The following is a 16428-nucleotide window of genomic DNA, read 5'->3' as shown; positions in this document are numbered from 1 at the left end:
AAGTCGCGATCGCTGCGGAGAGGCCCATCTAGGTGACGCCCCAGAGTGACGAGGACGAGGTCTGGCGGCAGATCGTCGCGTCCTTCAACGACACCGCCGAGCGCGACTCGGCCGACCAGCCATGGCCGGACAGCGAGAACGTGCCTGCCGAGCCGACCCGCCGGGTGGTCAAGCCCCCGGAGGAGGAACCCGCGGCCGGCACCGTCCTGGACGACACCCCGCCGGAGCGCGGCGACGACGGCGAGGAGGAGGACGAGGGCCACTTCGAGCCTCCGCCGCCCCCTCCGCTGCCCAAGCTGGACCTGCCGACCAAGCTGGCGTGGGTGGCGCTGTTCGGCGGCCCCGCCTACCTGCTGGTCGCCGCCATGGCGAGCTGGCACATGGAGGGCTGGGCGCTGTTCACCGCGGTGGCGGCGTTCATCGGGGGGTTCGTGGCGCTGGTGGTCCGCATGGGCGACGGCCCGCCCAACGACTCCGGCTGGGACGACGGCGCCGTCCTCTAGCGGCTACGACTTCGACGTGGTGGTCTTGGGCGCGAACGACTCCACCACGTCGGTGTAGCGGTCCTTGGTGTCCACGGTGTGGCCGACCGCCCAGACCGTGCTCTTGCCCGCCAGGTACGCCACCGCCTGCAGCCGCACGCTGCTCCTGCCCTGCTGCGCGTCGCCCCTGATGGTCTCGCACTCGCCCTTCTCGCAGCGCAGCATGAACGGCTCGGCGGCCCGCGCGGGGTCGTAGCCGGTCATCCAGTAGCGCCCCTTGCCGTCGCCGGTCACGCCGTACAGCCTGGCCTCGGAGCGGGGCAGACGCAGCTCCCGCCACCGCTTGCCGTTCCAGGCCAGGGCGAGCGGCGAGATGTCGCCGGGGCCGCGGTAGATCCCTCCGACGGCCAGCGCCCGCTTGGAGCTGTCGACCTGAACGTCGCGCAGGTAGCCGCCGGGGACGGAGGGCAGCGGCATGGACTTCCACGAGCCGCCCGAGTAGTGCACGATCAGCGGCTCGGTGCCGGTGTCGCCGACGGCGAACCCGCCGGACACCGCGTACAGGGCCCCCTCCTCCTTGGTCTCGTGGACCGCCCAGGAGTTGCCCTGACCGGTGAGGATCAGCCCGTTCTTCTCGCGGCTGCCGACCGCCACCACCTTGCCCGACTTGGCGTCGATGCCGCCCAGCCAGTCGCCGGCCCGCAGGCAGGGCGGCCTGACCCGTTCGGCCCCTGCCGGGTCGCCGGCCTGCGCGCAGAGCGGCCTGACCCGGTCGAAGCCCGCCTGGTCGCCGTGCGCCAGGTACGGCAGCCCGTCGTGCCCGTCCCCGACCGCCCACACGTCGGAGGAGGAGACGGCCGCCAGGCCGCGCAGGTTGCCCGCCGCCGTGTTGTCGCGGACGCCGACCTCGGCCCACCTGCTGCCGTTCCAGTGGCGGATGGTGCCGCGGTTCTTCCAGACGTCCCAGATCTCCTGCTGGCCCACCGCCCAGACGTCGCTCGGCGAGATCGCCAGCACGTCGGAGAGCGAGCCGTCGGCCTGGAGGCGCACGCTGGTCGACTGCTGCCACGCCTCGATCTGCGTGGGGCGGGGATCGGCATGCGCGGCGGGCGTGACCTGCGTCCAGGCCACGAACGTCGCCAAGATCAAGGAGAGCGCACGCCGCTGAGAGCGACGGGTCATGAGGGAAATGCTACGGGCTGGAGAGCCTGACATGCCCGCTAGTGCCCAACTCGCAACTCCGCGACGACCGGCAGATGGTCGCTGGCCCCGGTCAGATCGGCGATCGAGGCGTCCACTCCGCCGCACGACACGACGTGTGTCCCGCGCGCGGCGAACACCCCGTCGATGCGCGCGGACGGCCTCGCGGCGGGGAACGTCAGCCCCTCGCCCTTGGGCGCCACCGCGTAGCAGTCTGCCAGCCGCCCGGCCAGGTAACGCCAGGCGGGCCGGTGGGGGTGCTCGTTGACGTCACCGGCGAGCACGACGGCGGCGCCGTACCGGGCCGCCACGCCCTCCATCAGCGCCACGGCCTCGGCGGCGTGATGCATCCTGGCGGGGTCGCTGAGGTCGAGGTGGAGCGAGCCGACGGCCAGCCGGGCCCCCTCGGCCTGCACCACGGCGACGGCCAGCGCGCGCCGTTCCAGGCCGAGGAAGGCACGCAGCCTGTGGCTCCCGGCGTGCAGCACGCGGGCGCGCCGCCCGACGAGGACGGCCACTCCACCCGCCCTGCCCGGCGTCGCCACGGCCAGGCCCGCCGCGGCGGCCAGCGCCGCGCGCCTGGCCCGCCAGCGGCCGAACCTGGGCGCCTCCTGCACGCACAGCACGTCGGCGCGCGCCGCGGCGATGACCCTGGTGAGCGCGGGCACGCTGTCGCGCAGCCCGTGCAGGTTGTACGTACCGACCCTGATCGTCACGTGCCCGGCTCAGCGCTGCCTGGCCAGGTCGGCGGCCCCCACCACCCCGGCTGAGGCGCCCAGCTCGGCCAGCCTGATCTCGGCGAGCGGCCGGTGCCCGCGGCCGGTGAGCCGCTCGGCGAAGGACTGCCTGGCCCGGTCGATGAACAGGTCGGCCGCGCGGGAGACGCCGCCGCCGACGATGAAGCAGCCGGGGTCGAGCACGGCGGCCAGGTCGGCCATGCCCTGCCCGAGCCAGTCGGCCAGGTTGCGGAAGGCGGCCAGCGAGGCCTCGTCGCCCTGCCGCGCGGCCTCGGTCACCTCCTCGCCCTCGATCTTGCCGCCGGCCAGCCCCAGCAGCGTGGCGGCCTGCTCAGGGTGCGCCGTGGCGATCTCCCTGGCCTCCTTGACCAGGGCCTGGCCGCTGGCGTACTGCTCCCAGCAGCCGATGTTGCCGCACCCGCACGGCCGCCCGCCGGGCAGGACCTGCATGTGGCCCAGCTCTGCGCCCATGCCCCAGCGGCCCCGGTAGAGCGCGCCGTCGATGACGATGCCGCCCCCGATGCCGGTGCCGAGCGTCAGGCAGACCACGTGCGACTGGCCCCTGCCCGCGCCGAACCGGGTCTCGCCCCAGGCCATGGCGTTGGCGTCGTTCTCCACGACGACCGGCAGGCCGACCAGGCCGCTGATCTTCTTCTGCAGCGGCTCCTCGCGCCAGGCGAGGTTGGGGGCGAAGCGCACGACGGACCTGGTCTCGTCCACGAAGCCCGCCGCGCCGACGCCGACGGCCTCGATCGTCCTGTCCCTGGACAGCTCGCGTACGACGTCGGCCACCGTCTCGGCGACCACGTCGGGGCGGTCGGCGGCGGTGGGCCTGAGCGTGTGTTCGACGATCTCGCCACTGTCGTCGACCACACCGGCGGCCACCTTGGTCCCGCCGATGTCGACACCGATCGTGAGCATGCCCCGTGTCTCCCTAGTTCAGATCTATGCGTTCCACGTCGTCGCGCGGGTCGTCGTCGGGCCGGTCGTCGGGCCGGTCGTCACGCGGCCCGCTGGTGCGCGGCGCGGGCTTGCCCAGTGCGTCGAGCGCGCCCTTGAAGGCGGCGAACAGCTCGCCGCCCGCGGCCATCAGGTGCCCGGTCACGTCGCCGCCGCCCGACTCGCGCTGCGCCGCGATCGCCCGGCAGACGGGGCAGGCGCGGCAGATGTACTCGTCGTGGGGCTCGGAGACGGCCTCCTCCCACACGTCCCGCTCCCTGCGGCCACCGCCGGTGAAGGAGTTGAACACGCTCCTGCCCACCTGGCGGGTGGCCCGCCCCTGGATCGAATCGAACAGCTTGCGCGCCTCGTCGGCTACGGTCCCGATGGGGTCTCTGTCCTGGCTCTCGCTCATCTTGGCCCTTCCTGGCGTTTGGGGTCGCTCCTCCATGTTCAACTCTTCAGGTGGCGGATTCGCTCCCCGAGCCGGACCGTAGTGCGGACCCCGCGCTCCCGGGCGGGCCCTCGTCGGCGGCCCAGCGCACGCGCAGCACGCCGTCGCGCAGCTCCGCCCCGCTGATCCTCCTGCGGGCCAGCGCCGCCGGCAGCGCCAGGATCCTGCGGTACGGACCGGCGGTGACGATCAGCTCGTCGCCCTTGCGGGCCAGGTCGACGTCGTCGCAATCGGCGCCGGGCAGGGCCAGCGTCAGCTCGTCGGCGCTCATCCGCAGCGGCGGCTCGACGGCATGGGGGGCGAACGGGTCGGACTCGCCGTACATGGCGGCGCCCACGCCGGCCAGGGCCTCCTTGCCGACGGGCTCGGCGGGCAGGTACGGCACGACGTGGATGGGCAGCGGCGCGAACGACTGCTCCGCCTCGGCCAGCAGCCGGGACTGCGCCGCCACCCACCGGGCACGCCACTCGTCGGCGCCCTCGCCGGGGAAGACCCGGTTGGCGATGACGGCGTCGACGCGGTAGCCGTACAGGTTGAGCGAGGTCAGGGTGCGCCTGGCCTCGGCGAGCACCACGGACTCGGGGGTGAGCACGAGCCGCACGGAGGCGTGGTCGCCGGTGAGCAGCTCGCGCACCTCCATGAGGCCGCGGTGGAAGCGCTCGCCCGCGCTCATCACGTCCTCGCCGGGAGCGCTCACGCGGGCCACGCCGCGCACGAACGGCGCGACGAGCCGCACCAGCTTGCGCCCGACCGGCATGAGCCGGTTGACGTGCCAGTCGAGCGCCTCGGGCAGGGCCAGCAGGCGCAGCGTCTCGGCGGTGGGCGCGCAGTCGACCACGATCACGTCCCAGCGGCCCTCGCGGGCGTGCTCGCGCAGCTCCAGCAGGGCGATGACCTCTTCCGCGCCCGGCAGGACGGTGATCTCCTCGGAGGTGATCTGGTCGAGGCCCAGCTCGGCCAGCACTCCCCTGGCGTAGTCCTGCAGCTCGCCCCAGTGGCGCTCCAGCGTCTTCTGCGTGTCGACCTGGTGCAGGTGCAGGCCCGGCGCGATCTCCCCGGGCCCGGTCGCCAGCGCGTCGGACAGCGAGTGCGCCGTGTCGGTGGAGATGATGAGCGTCTTGAGACCGCGGCCGGCGGCGAGCGTGGCGGTGGCCGCGGCGGCCGTCGTCTTGCCGACGCCTCCCTTGCCGGTGAAGAGCAGGACCCGCGGGCTCAACTCAGCGGCCTTCGACGCGCTTCTTGAGGCCCTTCAGCGCGGTGTCCACGATCACCTTTTCCGCCTTGCGCTTGATCAGGCCGATCATGGGCACGCTGAGATCGACCGTCAGCTCGTACGTCACCTCGGTGCCACTGCCCGCGCCGGCGAGCCGGTAACTCCCCCGGAGGTCGGAGACCATCTTCCCCGGCTCGGCCACCTGCCAGCGTACGCCGTCGCCCTCCCAGGTGTAGGCGAGGGTGTAGGTGTCGCTGATCGGGCCCGCGTCCAGGGCGAACCGCACCGTCCGCGGCCTGCCGTCGGTGTCGGTGCTGAGGACCTCGGCGCTCTTGACCTGCCCGGCCCATTCCGGGTACGAGGGGAAGTCCGCGATGACCGCCATCACGTCGGCCTGCGGGGCGCCGATGGTGATGCTCGAAGTGGTGCGATCAGACATGCGACCACCGTAATGCACAAACCACCGACCGCGGCGGACCGCTGCACGGTGCCGGTCAGATCACCATTCGAGAACGTACGGCACGCCCTTCCCCCGGAAATGGCCCACGTTCACGCATTCGGTGCGCCCCACGCGGGCACGCGCGCGCAGGGGGTTGTGCACGTGGCCGAACAGGGCGTAGCGCGGCTGGGTGCGCCTGATCGCCTCCAGCGTCGCCTCGCTGCCGCGCTCGAACCGCCGGGCCACCACGTCGTACAGCAGCTCGGGCAGCGCGGGCGGGATGTGGCAGCACAGCACGTCCACCTCGCCGACGGCCTCGACCTTGGCTGCGTACTCCTCGTCGGGGATCTCGTGCGGGGTGCGGTAGGGGGTCCTGAGCCCGCCGCCCACGAAGCCGAACCGCAGCCCGCCGATCTCCGCGACCTGCCCGTCGAGCACCTGGTGGCCCGGCCTGAGGTAGTCGCCCCACAGGCGGGGCAGGTCGACGTTGCCGTAGGTGAGGAAGGCGGGGGTGGGCATGGCGGCGAAGAGGGCGTCGTACTGGGCGCGTACGTTGCGCTCGATGTGCTCGCGAGGATCGCCGTCGAGCGAGGCCCACAGCCGCGCCGACATGGCCCTGGCCTCGTCGAACCGCTTGGCCGTGCGCAGCTCGATGAACCGCCTGGCGTTCTCCGCGCCGAACAGGTCGGCGAAGATGCCCTGGGCGTGGTCGTCGTAGTCGACGAACAGGATCAGATCGCCCAGGCAGATCAGCGCGTCCGCGCCGTCGGCCGCGCCGGCCAGGGCGTCGGCCCTGCCGTGGACGTCACTGACGACATGCACCCTCATGGGGAGATCCTAAGCCCGCCCGGATCGGCGTTTCCGGTGCGCGTACGGGCGGGCGGTGGCTGCTAGCGTGAGAAACGCCCTTCATAACGCCTCAATGACGGAGCTACCGGCGCGTAACTTAAGGCGGTAACGTCCAGGCGGTCCCCGAAGAGGAGTTGAGTTCGTGCGCGAGTACAGCGTCCCCGTCCTGGTCGACGTGCCTGCTTCGGCGGGCCTGGCCGACACCGTCTTCCGGCGCGCCGAGCAGGAGCCCGGCGCGGTGGTGATGCGCCGCAAGGTCGGCGCGGGCTGGCCCGTCGTCACCGCGGCCGAGTTCCGCGACCAGGTGGTCGAGGTGGCCAAGGGGCTGATCGCGGCGGGCGTCGAGCACGGCGACCGGGTCGCGCTCATGTCGCGCACCCGCTACGAGTGGACGCTGGTCGACTACGCCATCTGGGCCGTCGGCGGGGTGACCGTGCCGATCTACGAGACGTCCTCCGTCGAGCAGGTCAGGTGGATCCTGCACGACAGCGAGGTCAAGGCGGCGTTCGTCGAGCTCGACGGGCACGAGGAGGCCGTCAGGGAGGCGGCGCCCGAGCTGAAGTCGCTCTGGCGGGTCGACGGCACGCTGGAGACGGGCGAGGTCACCGCCGCGGACGTGGACGAGCGCAGGAAGCGCGTCACCTCCGCCGACCTGGCCACGGTCGTCTACACCTCGGGCACCACGGGCCGGCCCAAGGGCTGCCGGATCACCCACGACAACCTGCTGTTCACCGCGCTCAACGTGCTGCGCGGGCCGCTGGAGCCGCTGTTCGCCCGCAAGGACCCGGCCGCGCTGCTGTTCCTGCCGCTGGCGCACATCTTCGCGCGGATGATCCAGGTCGTGCTGATCGAGGCGGGCGCCGTCATGGCGCACACCCCCAACATGAAGAACGTGGCGCCCGACCTCCAGGACTTCCAGCCGACGTTCCTGCTGGGCGTGCCGCGGGTGTTCGAGAAGGTCTACAACGGCGCCGAGCAGAAGGCCATCTCGGGCGGCAAGGGCAAGATCTTCGCCCGCGCGGTGGACGTGGCGGTGGCCTGGAGCAAGGCCGAGAGCTCCGGCGGCGCGCCGCTCGGCCTGCGGCTGCAGCGGGCCGTGTTCGACAAGCTGGTGTACTCCAAGCTGCGCGCGGCCACCGGCGGCCGCCTGTCGGCCGCGGTGTGCGGCGGCTCCGCCCTGGGCGACCGGCTCGGCCACTTCTTCCGGGGCGTCGGCATCGAGGTCTTCGAGGGCTACGGCCTGACCGAGACCTCGGCCCCGGTCTCGGTCAACATGCCCGGCGCCAACAAGATCGGCACCGTCGGCAAGCCGCTGCCCGGCGTCACGCTGCGCATCGACGGCGACGGCGAGATCCTGGCCAAGGGCCGCAACGTCTTCCCCGGCTACTGGAAGAACGACTCGGCGACCGGCGACGTGATCGACGCGGACGGCTGGTTCCACACCGGCGACATCGGCGAGCTGGACGCCGACGGCTACCTGCGGATCACCGGGCGCAAGAAGGAGATCCTGGTCACGGCGGCGGGCAAGAACGTCGCGCCGGGGCCGCTGGAGGACGCGCTGCGGGCGCACCCGCTGATCTCCCAGGCCATGATCGTGGGCGACGGCCGGCCGTTCGTCGCGGCCCTGATCACGCTCGACCCCGAGGCCGTCCCCGCCGGCGCCAAGGTGGCGGAGCTGCGGGCCGACCCGAAGGTGCAGGCGGAGATCCAGGGCGCGGTGGACCGGGCGAACCTGTCGGTGTCCAAGGCCGAGCAGATCAAGAAGTTCACGATCCTCGACGTGGACATCACGGAGGAGAGCGGGCACCTCACGCCCACGCTCAAGGTCAAGCGCAGCCTGGTGATGCGCGACTTCGCCAAGGACATCGACGAGCTCTACAGCGGTCACTGAGCCGGCGAGGCCCGGCGGGCGCCGGGGCCCGTGAAACCGGGCGAGCGCCGGCCCGTGCGGCTGGGCGGGCGCGCGCCGGGCCCGTGACGCCACTCACGGTCAGGCGGCGCCCGCCAGAGTGCCCGCCAGGGGTGCGGCCTGGCCGGTCGTCCGCTCCGTCTCCGCCACCAGCGCCGCCAGGCTGTCACGGGTCGCCTGGATCTCGGCGAGCTGCTCCTCCAGGCCCGCGAGGCGATCGCGCAGGTGCCCCAGCGTGCAGGCGTCGAGCACCTCGCCCGAGCCGGACGCGCACGGCAGCACGTCCCTGATGACCTTGGTCGGCAGCCCGGCGGCGAGCAGCGTGCGGATCCGGCGGACGACGACGGGGGCGTCCGCGTCGTAGCGCCGATGGCCGCCCTCCCCGCGGTGGGAGGTCAGCAGCCCCTGCTCCTCGTAGTAGCGCAGCAGCCTCGCGCTGACCCCCGTCTCGCGCGACAACGCCCCGATCCTCATGTGACGCTCCTCACAGCCTTCCCGCTTGAATCTCACATCCATGTGAAGTCCTAGCGTGACGGCCATGAGCGAAATTCCTGCACGTGAGACCTTTTCCCTCGGCGGCGACCTTCCGGTGAACCGGATCGGCTACGGCGCGATGCGGCTGGCCGACGGCCCCGAGCCCGCGCCGTCCGCCACCGAGGCGCACATCTGGCGTCCCCCGGCCGGCCGGGCGGGCGCGATCGCGCTCCTGCGCAGGGCCGCCGAGCTGGGGGTCGACCTGTTCGACACGGCCGACGCCTACGCCCTGGGCGCCAACGAGGAGCTGATCGCCGAGGCGCTGCACCCGTACGCGGGAAGCGTGACGATCGCCACCAAGGTCGGCGTGGTACGCCCCTCGCCCACCGAGTGGGTCACCCACGGCCACCCGGCCTACCTGCGCCAGCAGGCGGAGCTGGCGCTGCGCCGGCTGCGCGTGGAGCGCATCGACCTCCTCCAGCTGCACCGCATCGACCCCGAGTACCCGCTGGCGGACCAGATCGGCGCGCTCAAGCAGCTCAGGGACGAGGGCAAGGTGCGCCACATCGGCCTCTCGGAGGTGGGCGTGGACGAGCTGCGCCGCGCCTCGGAGATCACGCCCATCGCGAGCGTCCAGAACCTGTACAACCTGAGCACCCGCGAGCACGACCCCGTGGTGGACTACGCGGCCGGGCACGGGATCGCGTTCCTGCCGTGGTTCCCGTTCGCGGCCGGCTCGCACGCCGGGCCGGGCAGCCCGCTGGCGGAGGTGGCGGCCGAGATCGGGGTCACGGCGGCGCAGGCGTCGCTGGCCTGGCTGCTGCGCCGCTCCCCCACGGTGATCCCGATCCCCGGGACCTCCTCGATCGCGCATCTGGAGGAGAACGTGGCCGCGCTGTCCGTCAAGCTGACGGACGACCAGTACGACCGCCTCTCCCGCGCGATCTAGCCGGTCACGCGACAGCCTCGGGATGGACGCCACAGCACGGCGGCCCGATCCGTCCGTTGACAGTTTGAAATGTTGGCTTTTCGATGAGGGAAGGTGAGCGAACTCGGGGGATTCTGACGGGTCCGGCAAGGAGGCACCCCCATGAACCAACGGCCGCCGATCTCACGCCGCAATCTCCTGCTGGGCACCGCCGCCGCGTTCGGCGTCCCCGCGGCCCTGACCGGATGCGGCTCGGGCAGCCCGTCCCCCGCGCCCGGCGGGACGGGCGGCAACCTCGGCACGGTCACGATCGGCTCGAACGCCTCCGACGAGATCCCGAAGAAGTCCCTCGAGACCGTGGTCAAGGGCTTCACCCAGGCCACGACGAGGATCAACACGGTCGATCACAACACCTTCCAGGAGAACATCAACCGCTACCTCAGGGGCACGCCCGACGACGTGTTCACCTGGTTCGCGGGCTACCGCATGCAGTTCTTCGCCGAGCAGGGCCTGGCCGTGGACATCTCGGACGTGTGGCAGGAGATCGGCGGCAACTACACGCAGGCGTTCAAGGACCAGTCGACCGGCGTGGACGGCAAGCAGTACTTCATCCCGTTCACCTACTATCCGTGGGCGGTCTTCTACCGCAAGAGCCTGTGGCAGGAGAAGGGGTACGAGCCGCCGGCCACGCTGGACGAGCTCACCGCGCTGGCCAGGAAGATGAAGGCCGACGGGGTGATCCCGATCGCGTTCGCCGACAAGGACGGCTGGCCGGCGATGGGCACGTTCGACATCCTCAACCTGCGGACGAACGGCTACGACTTCCACATCTCCCTCATGGCCGGCAAGGAGTCGTGGACGGACCCGCGGGTCAAGCAGGTGTTCGAGACCTGGCGGGGGCTGATGGAGTACCACCAGCCCGCGGCGCTGGGCCGTACCTGGCAGGAGGCCGGGCAGTCGCTGGCGCAGAAGAAGACCGGGATGTACCTGCTCGGCATGTTCGTCGCCCAGCAGTTCCCCGAGGCCGACCGCGACGACCTCGACTTCTTCACCTTCCCGGAGATCAACCCGGCGCACGGGACGGACTCGATCGACGCCCCCATCGACGGCTACATGATCTCCGCCAAGGCCAGGAACGTCGAGGGCGCCAAGGCCCTGCTCAAGCACTTCGCCCAGCCGTCCTCGCAGGACGTCGCCACGGAGCTGGACCCCGGCACGCTGGCCGCGAGCTCGAAGGCCGACACCTCCGGCTACAGCGCGCTGCAGAAGCGCGGCGCGGAGCTGGTGTCGAAGGCCACGCACATCGCCCAGTTCCTCGACCGTGACACGCGGCCCGACTTCGCCTCCACCGTGATGATCCCGTCGCTGCAGTCGTTCGTGAGCAAGCCGGACGAGATCGACTCCCTGCTGGCGAGCATCGAGAAGCAGAAGGCGAACATCTTCCGCTGATGGCCGCCAAGACCCGTCGCTACTCCGCCCGCGACGTGACCGTCCTGGTCATCGGGCTGGGGGTGGCCGTCGCCGTCAACGTGAGCGTCATCTGGGGGCCCACGCTGGCCTCCATCGGGCTGTCCGGCACCGACTGGGACGGGATCGGGCCCGTCGAGTGGGTGGGCGGGCGGAACTACCACGACCTGTCGGCCGAGTACCCGCCGTTCTGGTCGGCGGTCCGCAACAACGTGCTGTGGCTGGGCTTCCTCGGGCTGGTCGCGACGCCGTTCGGGCTGTTCTGCGCGGTGCTGCTGGACCGGCGGCTGCGGCTGTCGCGCTTCTACCAGAGCGCCCTCTACATGCCGGTCGTGCTGTCGCTGGCCGTCGTGGGCTTCATCGCGCAGCTCGTCTACTCCTCCGACTACGGCGTGCTGAACGCGGTGACCGGGCTGGGCGTGGACTGGCTGGGCGACAGCTCCGTCAACATCTGGGTCGTCATGGTCGCGGCCGGCTGGCGGCACGTCGGCTACGTCATGATCATCTATCTGGCGGGGCTCAAGGCGGTTGATCCGGCGCTGAAGGAGGCCGCGGCCATCGACGGGGCGAACGAGCGGCAGGCGTTCTTCCGGGTGGTGTTCCCGACGCTGCGGCCCGTCAACGTGATCGTGCTGGTCATCACGGTGATCGAGGCGCTGCGGGCGTTCGACATCGTCTACGCCATCAACAAGGGCAGGAACGGGCTGGAGCTGCTGTCGGTGCTGGTCACGGAGAACATCGTGGGCGAGGCCAGCAGGATCGGGTTCGGCTCGGCGATCGCGGTGATCCTGCTGGTGATCTCGATGGGGTTCATCGTCGTGTACCTGTCGCAGATGTTCAGGGAGGAGCGATGACTCTCAGCCTGTCACGGACGCCCGGGGAGGAGCGATGACCCTCACCGCGCCCGCCTCCGCTCCCCCGGCCCGGGCGCGGCGCGCGCCCTACCGGCGTCCGGTCAGGCCGCTGCGGGTCCTGCTGCACGCCTTCCTCGTGCTGGTGGCGCTGGGGTGGCTGCTGCCGCTGGTGCTGGCCGTGTACGCCTCGCTGCGGCCGTACGAGGAGACGGCCCGCCTGGGGTACGTCTCGCGGCCCGAGCAGCTCACGCTCGGCTACTACACGCAGGCGTGGACGCAGGCCGAGCTGCCCCGCTACTACCTCAACACGTTGATCATCGTGGTGCCCGCGGTGGTGGTGACGCTGCTGCTGGCCTCGTTCACGGCGTTCGCGATCGCGCGGCTGCGCATCCCCGGGCGCAGGACGCTGCTGATCGTGTTCACCGCGGGCAACCTGCTGCCGCCGCAGGTCCTCATCACCCCGCTCTACACGCTCTACACGCTCGTCCCGCTGCCGGCGTGGCTGTCGGACTCGCAGTCGCTCTACGACTCCTACCTGGGCCTGATCCTCATCCACGTGGCGTTCCAGTTCGGCTTCTGCGTCTTCGTGATGGCGAACTTCATGCGCACGATCCCGGAGGAGATCACCGAGGCGGCGCTGGTGGACGGGGCGGGGGTGTGGAAGCGGTACTGGCGGCTGACGCTGCCGCTGTGCCGGCCGGTGCTGGCGGCGCTGTCCACGCTGCAGTTCACCTGGATGTACAACGACTTCCTGTGGGCGCTGGTGCTGATGTCGTCGGGCGACAAGCTGCCCGTCACCTCGGCGCTGAACAACCTGCGCGGCCAGTTCTTCACCGACTACAACCTGCTGGCCGCCGGCTCGATGCTGGTGGCGCTGCCGACGCTGATCGTCTTCCAGCTCCTGCACAAGCAGTTCGTGGCCGGGCTCACGCTCGGCTCCACGAAGGGCTAGAGCAGCTGGCGGAAGCGGGCGGCCACCTGGTCCCACGCCCACTCGCGGGCGACCCAGTCGCGGCCGCCCGCGCCCATCTTGCGGGCCTTGTCGGGGTCGGCCAGCAGCTCGACGACGGCCCGCGCCACCTCGCCCGCGTCCTCCCCGTTCACGACCAGCCCGGTCTCGCCGGGCCTGACCGCGTCGGGCGCGCCGCCGGACGCGCCCGCCACCACCGGCAGTCCGGTCGCGGACGCCTCCAGGAACACGATCCCGAGCCCCTCCACGTCCACCCCCTTGAACCTGGTACGGCACGGCATCGCGAACACGTCGGCCGCCGCGTAGTACCCCGGCAGCGCGGCCGCCGGCACCGTGCCGGTGAACCTGATCGACTCCTGCCCCGCCGCCAGCCGCTCCAGCCTCCTGCGGTACGGCCCGCCGCCCACCAGCAGCAGCACCGCCTCCGGCACGGAGCGCAGCACCTGGGGCCAGGCCCTGATGAGCTGGTCCTGGCCCTTGCGCGGCACCAGCCGCGAGACGCACACCACGACGGGCCGCCCCGGCGGCAGGCCCAGCTCCGCCCTGGCGGTGCCGGGGTGGAACTGCCCGACGTCCACGCCGGGCGCGAGCCGGACGAGCTTGCCCGCCGGGATGACCGCGGCCAGCCGCTGGCGCGTGTACTCGCCCAGGTAGGTCACCACGTCGGCGTACCCGCCGATCCTGCGCAGCACCGAGCGGAAGCCCGGCGCGCTCGCCCACGACGCCTCGTGGCCGTGGGTGAGCATCACCACCCGCCGCGCGCCCGCCCGCCGCAGGCGCGGGGCGAGCAGGCCCAGCGGCGCCGCCGCGCCGAACACCACGGTCCGCGCGCCGTGCTCGGCCACCAGCCCGGCCGCCGTGCGCGCGACGGCCGGGGTGGGCAGCATGAGCCGCGTCGGGTGCCGCACGATCCGGTACGGCTGGCGCCGGTCGAACTCGGCGGCGCCCGGCCAGGCGGGGGCGTAGACCACGACGCCCGGCGTGCGCAGCGCGAGCCCGTGCACGAATGACTGGATGCCGCCCGGCCTGGGCGGGAAGTCGTTCGTCACGATGAGCACGCCGCCGCCGGTGTCGTCGGCTGGGCGGCCGGGGTGGGTCACGGCTCGGGGACGCCGTTCAGCTTGGCCCATGCGCGGGCCATCGCGATGCGCTCGGGGCCGGAGGGATGGGAGGCATAGAGCACATATTCCACCGCATCCGGCGACAAGTCGGAAATATTGGTTATGGCGAGCCGTTTTTGCATGGCGATGAACATGGCCGGATCCCTGGTCAGGTCCAGCGCGTGCACGTCGGCCCTGGCCTCGATGTGCCGGCTGATCACGTTCTGCGCGGGGCCCATGATCAGCGAGCCGAGCGTCATGAGGCCCATGACCACGCCGACCGCCCGGGGATCGGTGATCGAGGTGACGCCGGTGCGCCGCCGTACCGGCTTGAGGACCAGGAACAGCGCGATCGCGCCGAAGCCGGCTCCCAGGGCGCCGATGATCGTGCCGTACAGCACGTCGTCGTACTTGGCGTGCCCCAGTTCGTGCGCCGCGACCAGCTCGACCTCCCGCTGCGGGGCCTGCAGCAGCGTGTCGTAGACGACGATGCGGCGCGTGGCGCCGAAGCCGGACACGTACGCGTTGAGCGCCGTCGTGCGGCGCGAGGCGTCGGCGACCAGCACGTCCTCGACCGGCACGCCGTCGCGCGCGGCCATGTCGAGCAGGTTCGTGCGCAGGGGGCCCTGACGCATGGAGCTGAAGTCGTTGAACAGCGGCTCGAACACCACCGGGTACACGAACGACGTCACCACCGTCAGCGCGAACGCGCCCACCGCCGCGGGGATCCACCAGCGCCTGACCTTGCGCGCCAGCGCGACCAGGGCCAGCAGCATGACGCAGAGCAGGAACACCTCCACGCCCAGGTTCTTCAGCCGGTCGCCCGCCCAGCCGGCCCAGTCCTGGGTGGACAAGCCGTAGTCGCGCAGGATCGTCTCGACCCACATGCCGAGCGGCCACCTGATCACTTCGACGAGCGCGGTGATCGCCAGGGCGCCGAGGACGACCCGCAACCACCACGGGCCCCGCAGCCTGCCCAGCACCCTGGCGCTGAACGGGGTGGCGACCAGGATGCCGGCGATGATGATCGTGAGGGCCAGCGAGAGGTAGCTCGGCAGGGTGGTGGCCGCGTCGAACGCCCGCGCCCTGGCGATCTGGGCGGCGCCGAAGTCGCGGGCCGGGTCGGGCGGGCCGCCGGTGAGCACCTGCCAGGGGGTGCTGAAGGCGGCCACGGCCAGGATCACCAGCCCCAGCAGCACGAGCGCGATGGCCGCCGGGCGCCTCCCACCGCCGTCCTCGCCGCCTCTTCCTGTCACGGGCACCTCCTCACGATGCCCCGGCGCGGCCCTCTCCGCATCGCCCGGCACGTGCCGCATCGCCTCGCCCCGCATCGCCTCGCCTGTCGCGGAGGCCACCGTCTCGCCCGTCGTGAGCCGCTCCGCGTCGCGCGGCACCGCCGCCTCCCCGAGGCCGGCGCGCTCGCTGCGCCCCGTGTCCTCGTCCGGATGGCCGGCGGCGCCGACGGCGGCCATCGCGCCATCCGTCACCTCGTCTTCCCGTGCCGCGTCGTCGGTGTCTCTTCGATCGTCCATCTGCCTCCCCTTCACACGAGCTGATCCCGCACGTATGCGCGCCACCGTGCCGTCAGCGTGGCGACGGAGAGCCCCAGCGAGGCGAGCGCCCGATCGGCGCCTGCCGCCTGGGCTTCACGGTAGAGCCCCACCAGGGTCCCCTCACCGAACCGGTCAGCGAGGAAGCGACACGCCAGCCAGGCCTCCTGGTACGCCCGGGCGAGCCGGTTCGGGTCACGCCCGTCGGCCGCGAAAGCCTCAGGCCCGGGCAAAGCGCTCGGCAGCCGCCCGGCCCGCACCTCCGCCGCCAGCTCGGCGGCGGCGGTCGCCACCGGCAGCCCGGCGTCGCGGTAGCCGACGTAGTCGGCGAAACCCTCGTACAGCCAGACGGGCAGGCCGTCGGTGCCGGCCACGACGTGGGTCAGCTCGTGGGTGAGGACCACGTCCCTGCCGGTGGGGTTGAGGGTGGCGAACGCCTCGGGCACGACGATCACGCGCCGGCCGTCGGCCACGGCGGCCAGCCCGTCGAGCCGTCCCGCACCGGCCAGGCGGGCGGCGTCGCGGCCGGACTCCGGCAGCACGACCAGGGGGCGTACCGGCCTGCCGAGCACGGCCGAGACCCGCGCGCCCGCGCTGTCGGCCCTGCGCGCCAGCTCGTCGAGCCGCTCGGGCGGGACCGTGCCGGGACCTGCGACGGTGGACCGGACGCCGCGGCTGACGGCCGTACGCCGCCCCGGCCACAGGCCGCGCAGCTCGGGGGGAAGGATGGGGGAATCGGGCAGCGGGGTGGCCGCGGCGGGGACGAGGAGCAGCAGGCCCGTCACCACGGCTCGCCGGCTCACCTGCTCGAACACGATGCCCGATCGTAGTGCGCCCTGCCTGCTGAGAGCCCCGGACGTGCG

General features: G+C 72.2%; 17 protein-coding genes. 6 read left to right on the top strand and 11 right to left on the bottom strand.

All coding sequences use genetic code 11. The features are described from left to right. Nucleotides 1-32 precede the first annotated feature (32 nt). Complete coding sequence (locus AB0I79_RS01740) at nt 33-503, top strand: hypothetical protein (RefSeq protein WP_357865825.1); 471 nt, start codon at nt 33-35, stop codon at nt 501-503. Between the two features lie 3 nt (nt 504-506). Here the strand turns inward: AB0I79_RS01740 and AB0I79_RS01735 are convergent, their stop codons facing one another. The 7 genes from AB0I79_RS01735 to AB0I79_RS01705 are packed head-to-tail and all read right to left on the bottom strand — an operon-like array spanning nt 507 to nt 6292. Then, a complete protein-coding gene (locus tag AB0I79_RS01735) occupies nt 507-1664 on the bottom strand; it encodes a hypothetical protein (RefSeq protein WP_357865824.1) in 1158 nt (385 codons plus the stop codon). A 38-nt stretch (nt 1665-1702) separates the two neighbouring features. Next, nucleotides 1703-2398, bottom strand: a complete 696-nt coding sequence (locus tag AB0I79_RS01730) for an endonuclease/exonuclease/phosphatase family protein (RefSeq protein WP_357865823.1) — start codon at nt 2396-2398, stop codon at nt 1703-1705. 9 nt (nt 2399-2407) lie between these two features. Then, nucleotides 2408-3340 carry an ROK family glucokinase gene (locus AB0I79_RS01725; protein ID WP_357865821.1) on the bottom strand — a complete coding sequence of 311 codons (933 nt, stop codon included), beginning with the start codon at nt 3338-3340 and terminating at the stop codon, nt 2408-2410. A 13-nt stretch (nt 3341-3353) separates the two neighbouring features. Beyond that, entirely contained in the window at nt 3354-3773 is a 420-nt protein-coding gene (locus tag AB0I79_RS01720; RefSeq protein WP_357865819.1) for a DUF5304 family protein, read from the bottom strand. Between the two features lie 46 nt (nt 3774-3819). Continuing rightward, on the bottom strand, nt 3820-5028 hold the full coding sequence (locus tag AB0I79_RS01715) for an ArsA family ATPase (protein ID WP_357865817.1): 1209 nt from the start codon (nt 5026-5028) through the stop codon (nt 3820-3822). A 1-nt stretch (nt 5029) separates the two neighbouring features. Next, nucleotides 5030-5464, bottom strand: coding sequence for an SRPBCC family protein (locus AB0I79_RS01710; RefSeq protein WP_357865815.1), 435 nt, complete (start codon nt 5462-5464; stop codon nt 5030-5032). Nucleotides 5465-5524: 60 nt separating this feature from the next. Next, entirely contained in the window at nt 5525-6292 is a 768-nt protein-coding gene (locus AB0I79_RS01705) for a metallophosphoesterase (RefSeq protein ID WP_357865814.1), read from the bottom strand. Nucleotides 6293-6455: 163 nt separating this feature from the next. On the opposite strand from AB0I79_RS01705, the gene AB0I79_RS01700 reads away from it, so the two are divergent. Continuing rightward, nucleotides 6456-8204 carry an AMP-dependent synthetase/ligase gene (locus tag AB0I79_RS01700; RefSeq protein WP_357865813.1) on the top strand — a complete coding sequence of 583 codons (1749 nt, stop codon included), beginning with the start codon at nt 6456-6458 and terminating at the stop codon, nt 8202-8204. 99 nt (nt 8205-8303) lie between these two features. On the opposite strand, the gene AB0I79_RS01695 is transcribed toward AB0I79_RS01700, so the two are convergent. Further along, entirely contained in the window at nt 8304-8696 is a 393-nt protein-coding gene (locus AB0I79_RS01695; RefSeq protein WP_357865812.1) for a MerR family transcriptional regulator, read from the bottom strand. Nucleotides 8697-8760: 64 nt separating this feature from the next. On the opposite strand from AB0I79_RS01695, the gene AB0I79_RS01690 reads away from it, so the two are divergent. The 4 genes from AB0I79_RS01690 to AB0I79_RS01675 all read left to right on the top strand — a co-directional run bounded on the left by AB0I79_RS01690 (nt 8761) and on the right by AB0I79_RS01675 (nt 12897). After that, complete coding sequence (locus tag AB0I79_RS01690) at nt 8761-9645, top strand: aldo/keto reductase (RefSeq protein WP_357865810.1); 885 nt, start codon at nt 8761-8763, stop codon at nt 9643-9645. Nucleotides 9646-9786: 141 nt separating this feature from the next. Continuing rightward, nucleotides 9787-11073, top strand: a complete 1287-nt coding sequence (locus tag AB0I79_RS01685) for an ABC transporter substrate-binding protein (RefSeq protein ID WP_357865808.1) — start codon at nt 9787-9789, stop codon at nt 11071-11073. Further along, a complete protein-coding gene (locus tag AB0I79_RS01680) occupies nt 11073-11945 on the top strand; it encodes a sugar ABC transporter permease (RefSeq protein WP_357865806.1) in 873 nt (290 codons plus the stop codon). Before AB0I79_RS01685 ends, AB0I79_RS01680 begins: the two co-directional genes overlap by 1 nt. 34 nt (nt 11946-11979) lie before the next feature. Beyond that, the gene (locus AB0I79_RS01675; protein WP_357865804.1) at nt 11980-12897 is read left to right on the top strand and encodes a carbohydrate ABC transporter permease; all 918 of its coding nucleotides are present in this window, start codon (nt 11980-11982) and stop codon (nt 12895-12897) included. Here the strand turns inward: AB0I79_RS01675 and AB0I79_RS01670 are convergent. Genes AB0I79_RS01670 through AB0I79_RS01660 form a run of 3 tightly spaced genes read right to left on the bottom strand, consistent with a single transcriptional unit; the run spans nt 12894 to nt 16380 of the window. Further along, entirely contained in the window at nt 12894-14015 is a 1122-nt protein-coding gene (locus tag AB0I79_RS01670) for a glycosyltransferase family 4 protein (RefSeq protein ID WP_357865802.1), read from the bottom strand. The two genes, AB0I79_RS01675 and AB0I79_RS01670, sit on opposite strands and share 4 nt — an antisense overlap. Beyond that, on the bottom strand, nt 14012-15547 hold the full coding sequence (locus AB0I79_RS01665; protein WP_357865800.1) for a M48 family metallopeptidase: 1536 nt from the start codon (nt 15545-15547) through the stop codon (nt 14012-14014). The genes AB0I79_RS01670 and AB0I79_RS01665 overlap by 4 nt, the downstream gene beginning before the upstream one ends. An 11-nt stretch (nt 15548-15558) precedes the next feature. Then, the gene (locus AB0I79_RS01660) at nt 15559-16380 is read right to left on the bottom strand and encodes a hypothetical protein (RefSeq protein ID WP_357865798.1); all 822 of its coding nucleotides are present in this window, start codon (nt 16378-16380) and stop codon (nt 15559-15561) included. Nucleotides 16381-16428 lie beyond the last annotated feature (48 nt).

This window comes from Nonomuraea sp. NPDC050202 (assembly GCF_040656115.1).
GTDB lineage: Bacteria > Actinomycetota > Actinomycetes > Streptosporangiales > Streptosporangiaceae > Nonomuraea.
This window is presented reverse-complemented; position numbering and strand designations above follow the sequence as displayed.

Bases quoted from the DNA above. Each gene is read 5' to 3' on its own strand.
- AB0I79_RS01735 (WP_357865824.1), bottom strand. From the start codon at position 1,664: ATGACCCGTCGCTCTCAGCGGCGTGCGCTCTCCTTGATCTTGGCGACG.
- AB0I79_RS01725 (WP_357865821.1), bottom strand. From the start codon at position 3,340: ATGCTCACGATCGGTGTCGACATCGGCGGGACCAAGGTGGCCGCCGGT.
- AB0I79_RS01720 (WP_357865819.1), bottom strand. From the start codon at position 3,773: ATGAGCGAGAGCCAGGACAGAGACCCCATCGGGACCGTAGCCGACGAG.
- AB0I79_RS01710 (WP_357865815.1), bottom strand. From the start codon at position 5,464: ATGTCTGATCGCACCACTTCGAGCATCACCATCGGCGCCCCGCAGGCC.
- AB0I79_RS01705 (WP_357865814.1), bottom strand. From the start codon at position 6,292: ATGAGGGTGCATGTCGTCAGTGACGTCCACGGCAGGGCCGACGCCCTG.
- AB0I79_RS01695 (WP_357865812.1), bottom strand. From the start codon at position 8,696: ATGAGGATCGGGGCGTTGTCGCGCGAGACGGGGGTCAGCGCGAGGCTG.
- AB0I79_RS01690 (WP_357865810.1), top strand. From the start codon at position 8,761: ATGAGCGAAATTCCTGCACGTGAGACCTTTTCCCTCGGCGGCGACCTT.
- AB0I79_RS01685 (WP_357865808.1), top strand. From the start codon at position 9,787: ATGAACCAACGGCCGCCGATCTCACGCCGCAATCTCCTGCTGGGCACC.
- AB0I79_RS01680 (WP_357865806.1), top strand. From the start codon at position 11,073: ATGGCCGCCAAGACCCGTCGCTACTCCGCCCGCGACGTGACCGTCCTG.
- AB0I79_RS01675 (WP_357865804.1), top strand. From the start codon at position 11,980: ATGACCCTCACCGCGCCCGCCTCCGCTCCCCCGGCCCGGGCGCGGCGC.
- AB0I79_RS01665 (WP_357865800.1), bottom strand. From the start codon at position 15,547: ATGGACGATCGAAGAGACACCGACGACGCGGCACGGGAAGACGAGGTG.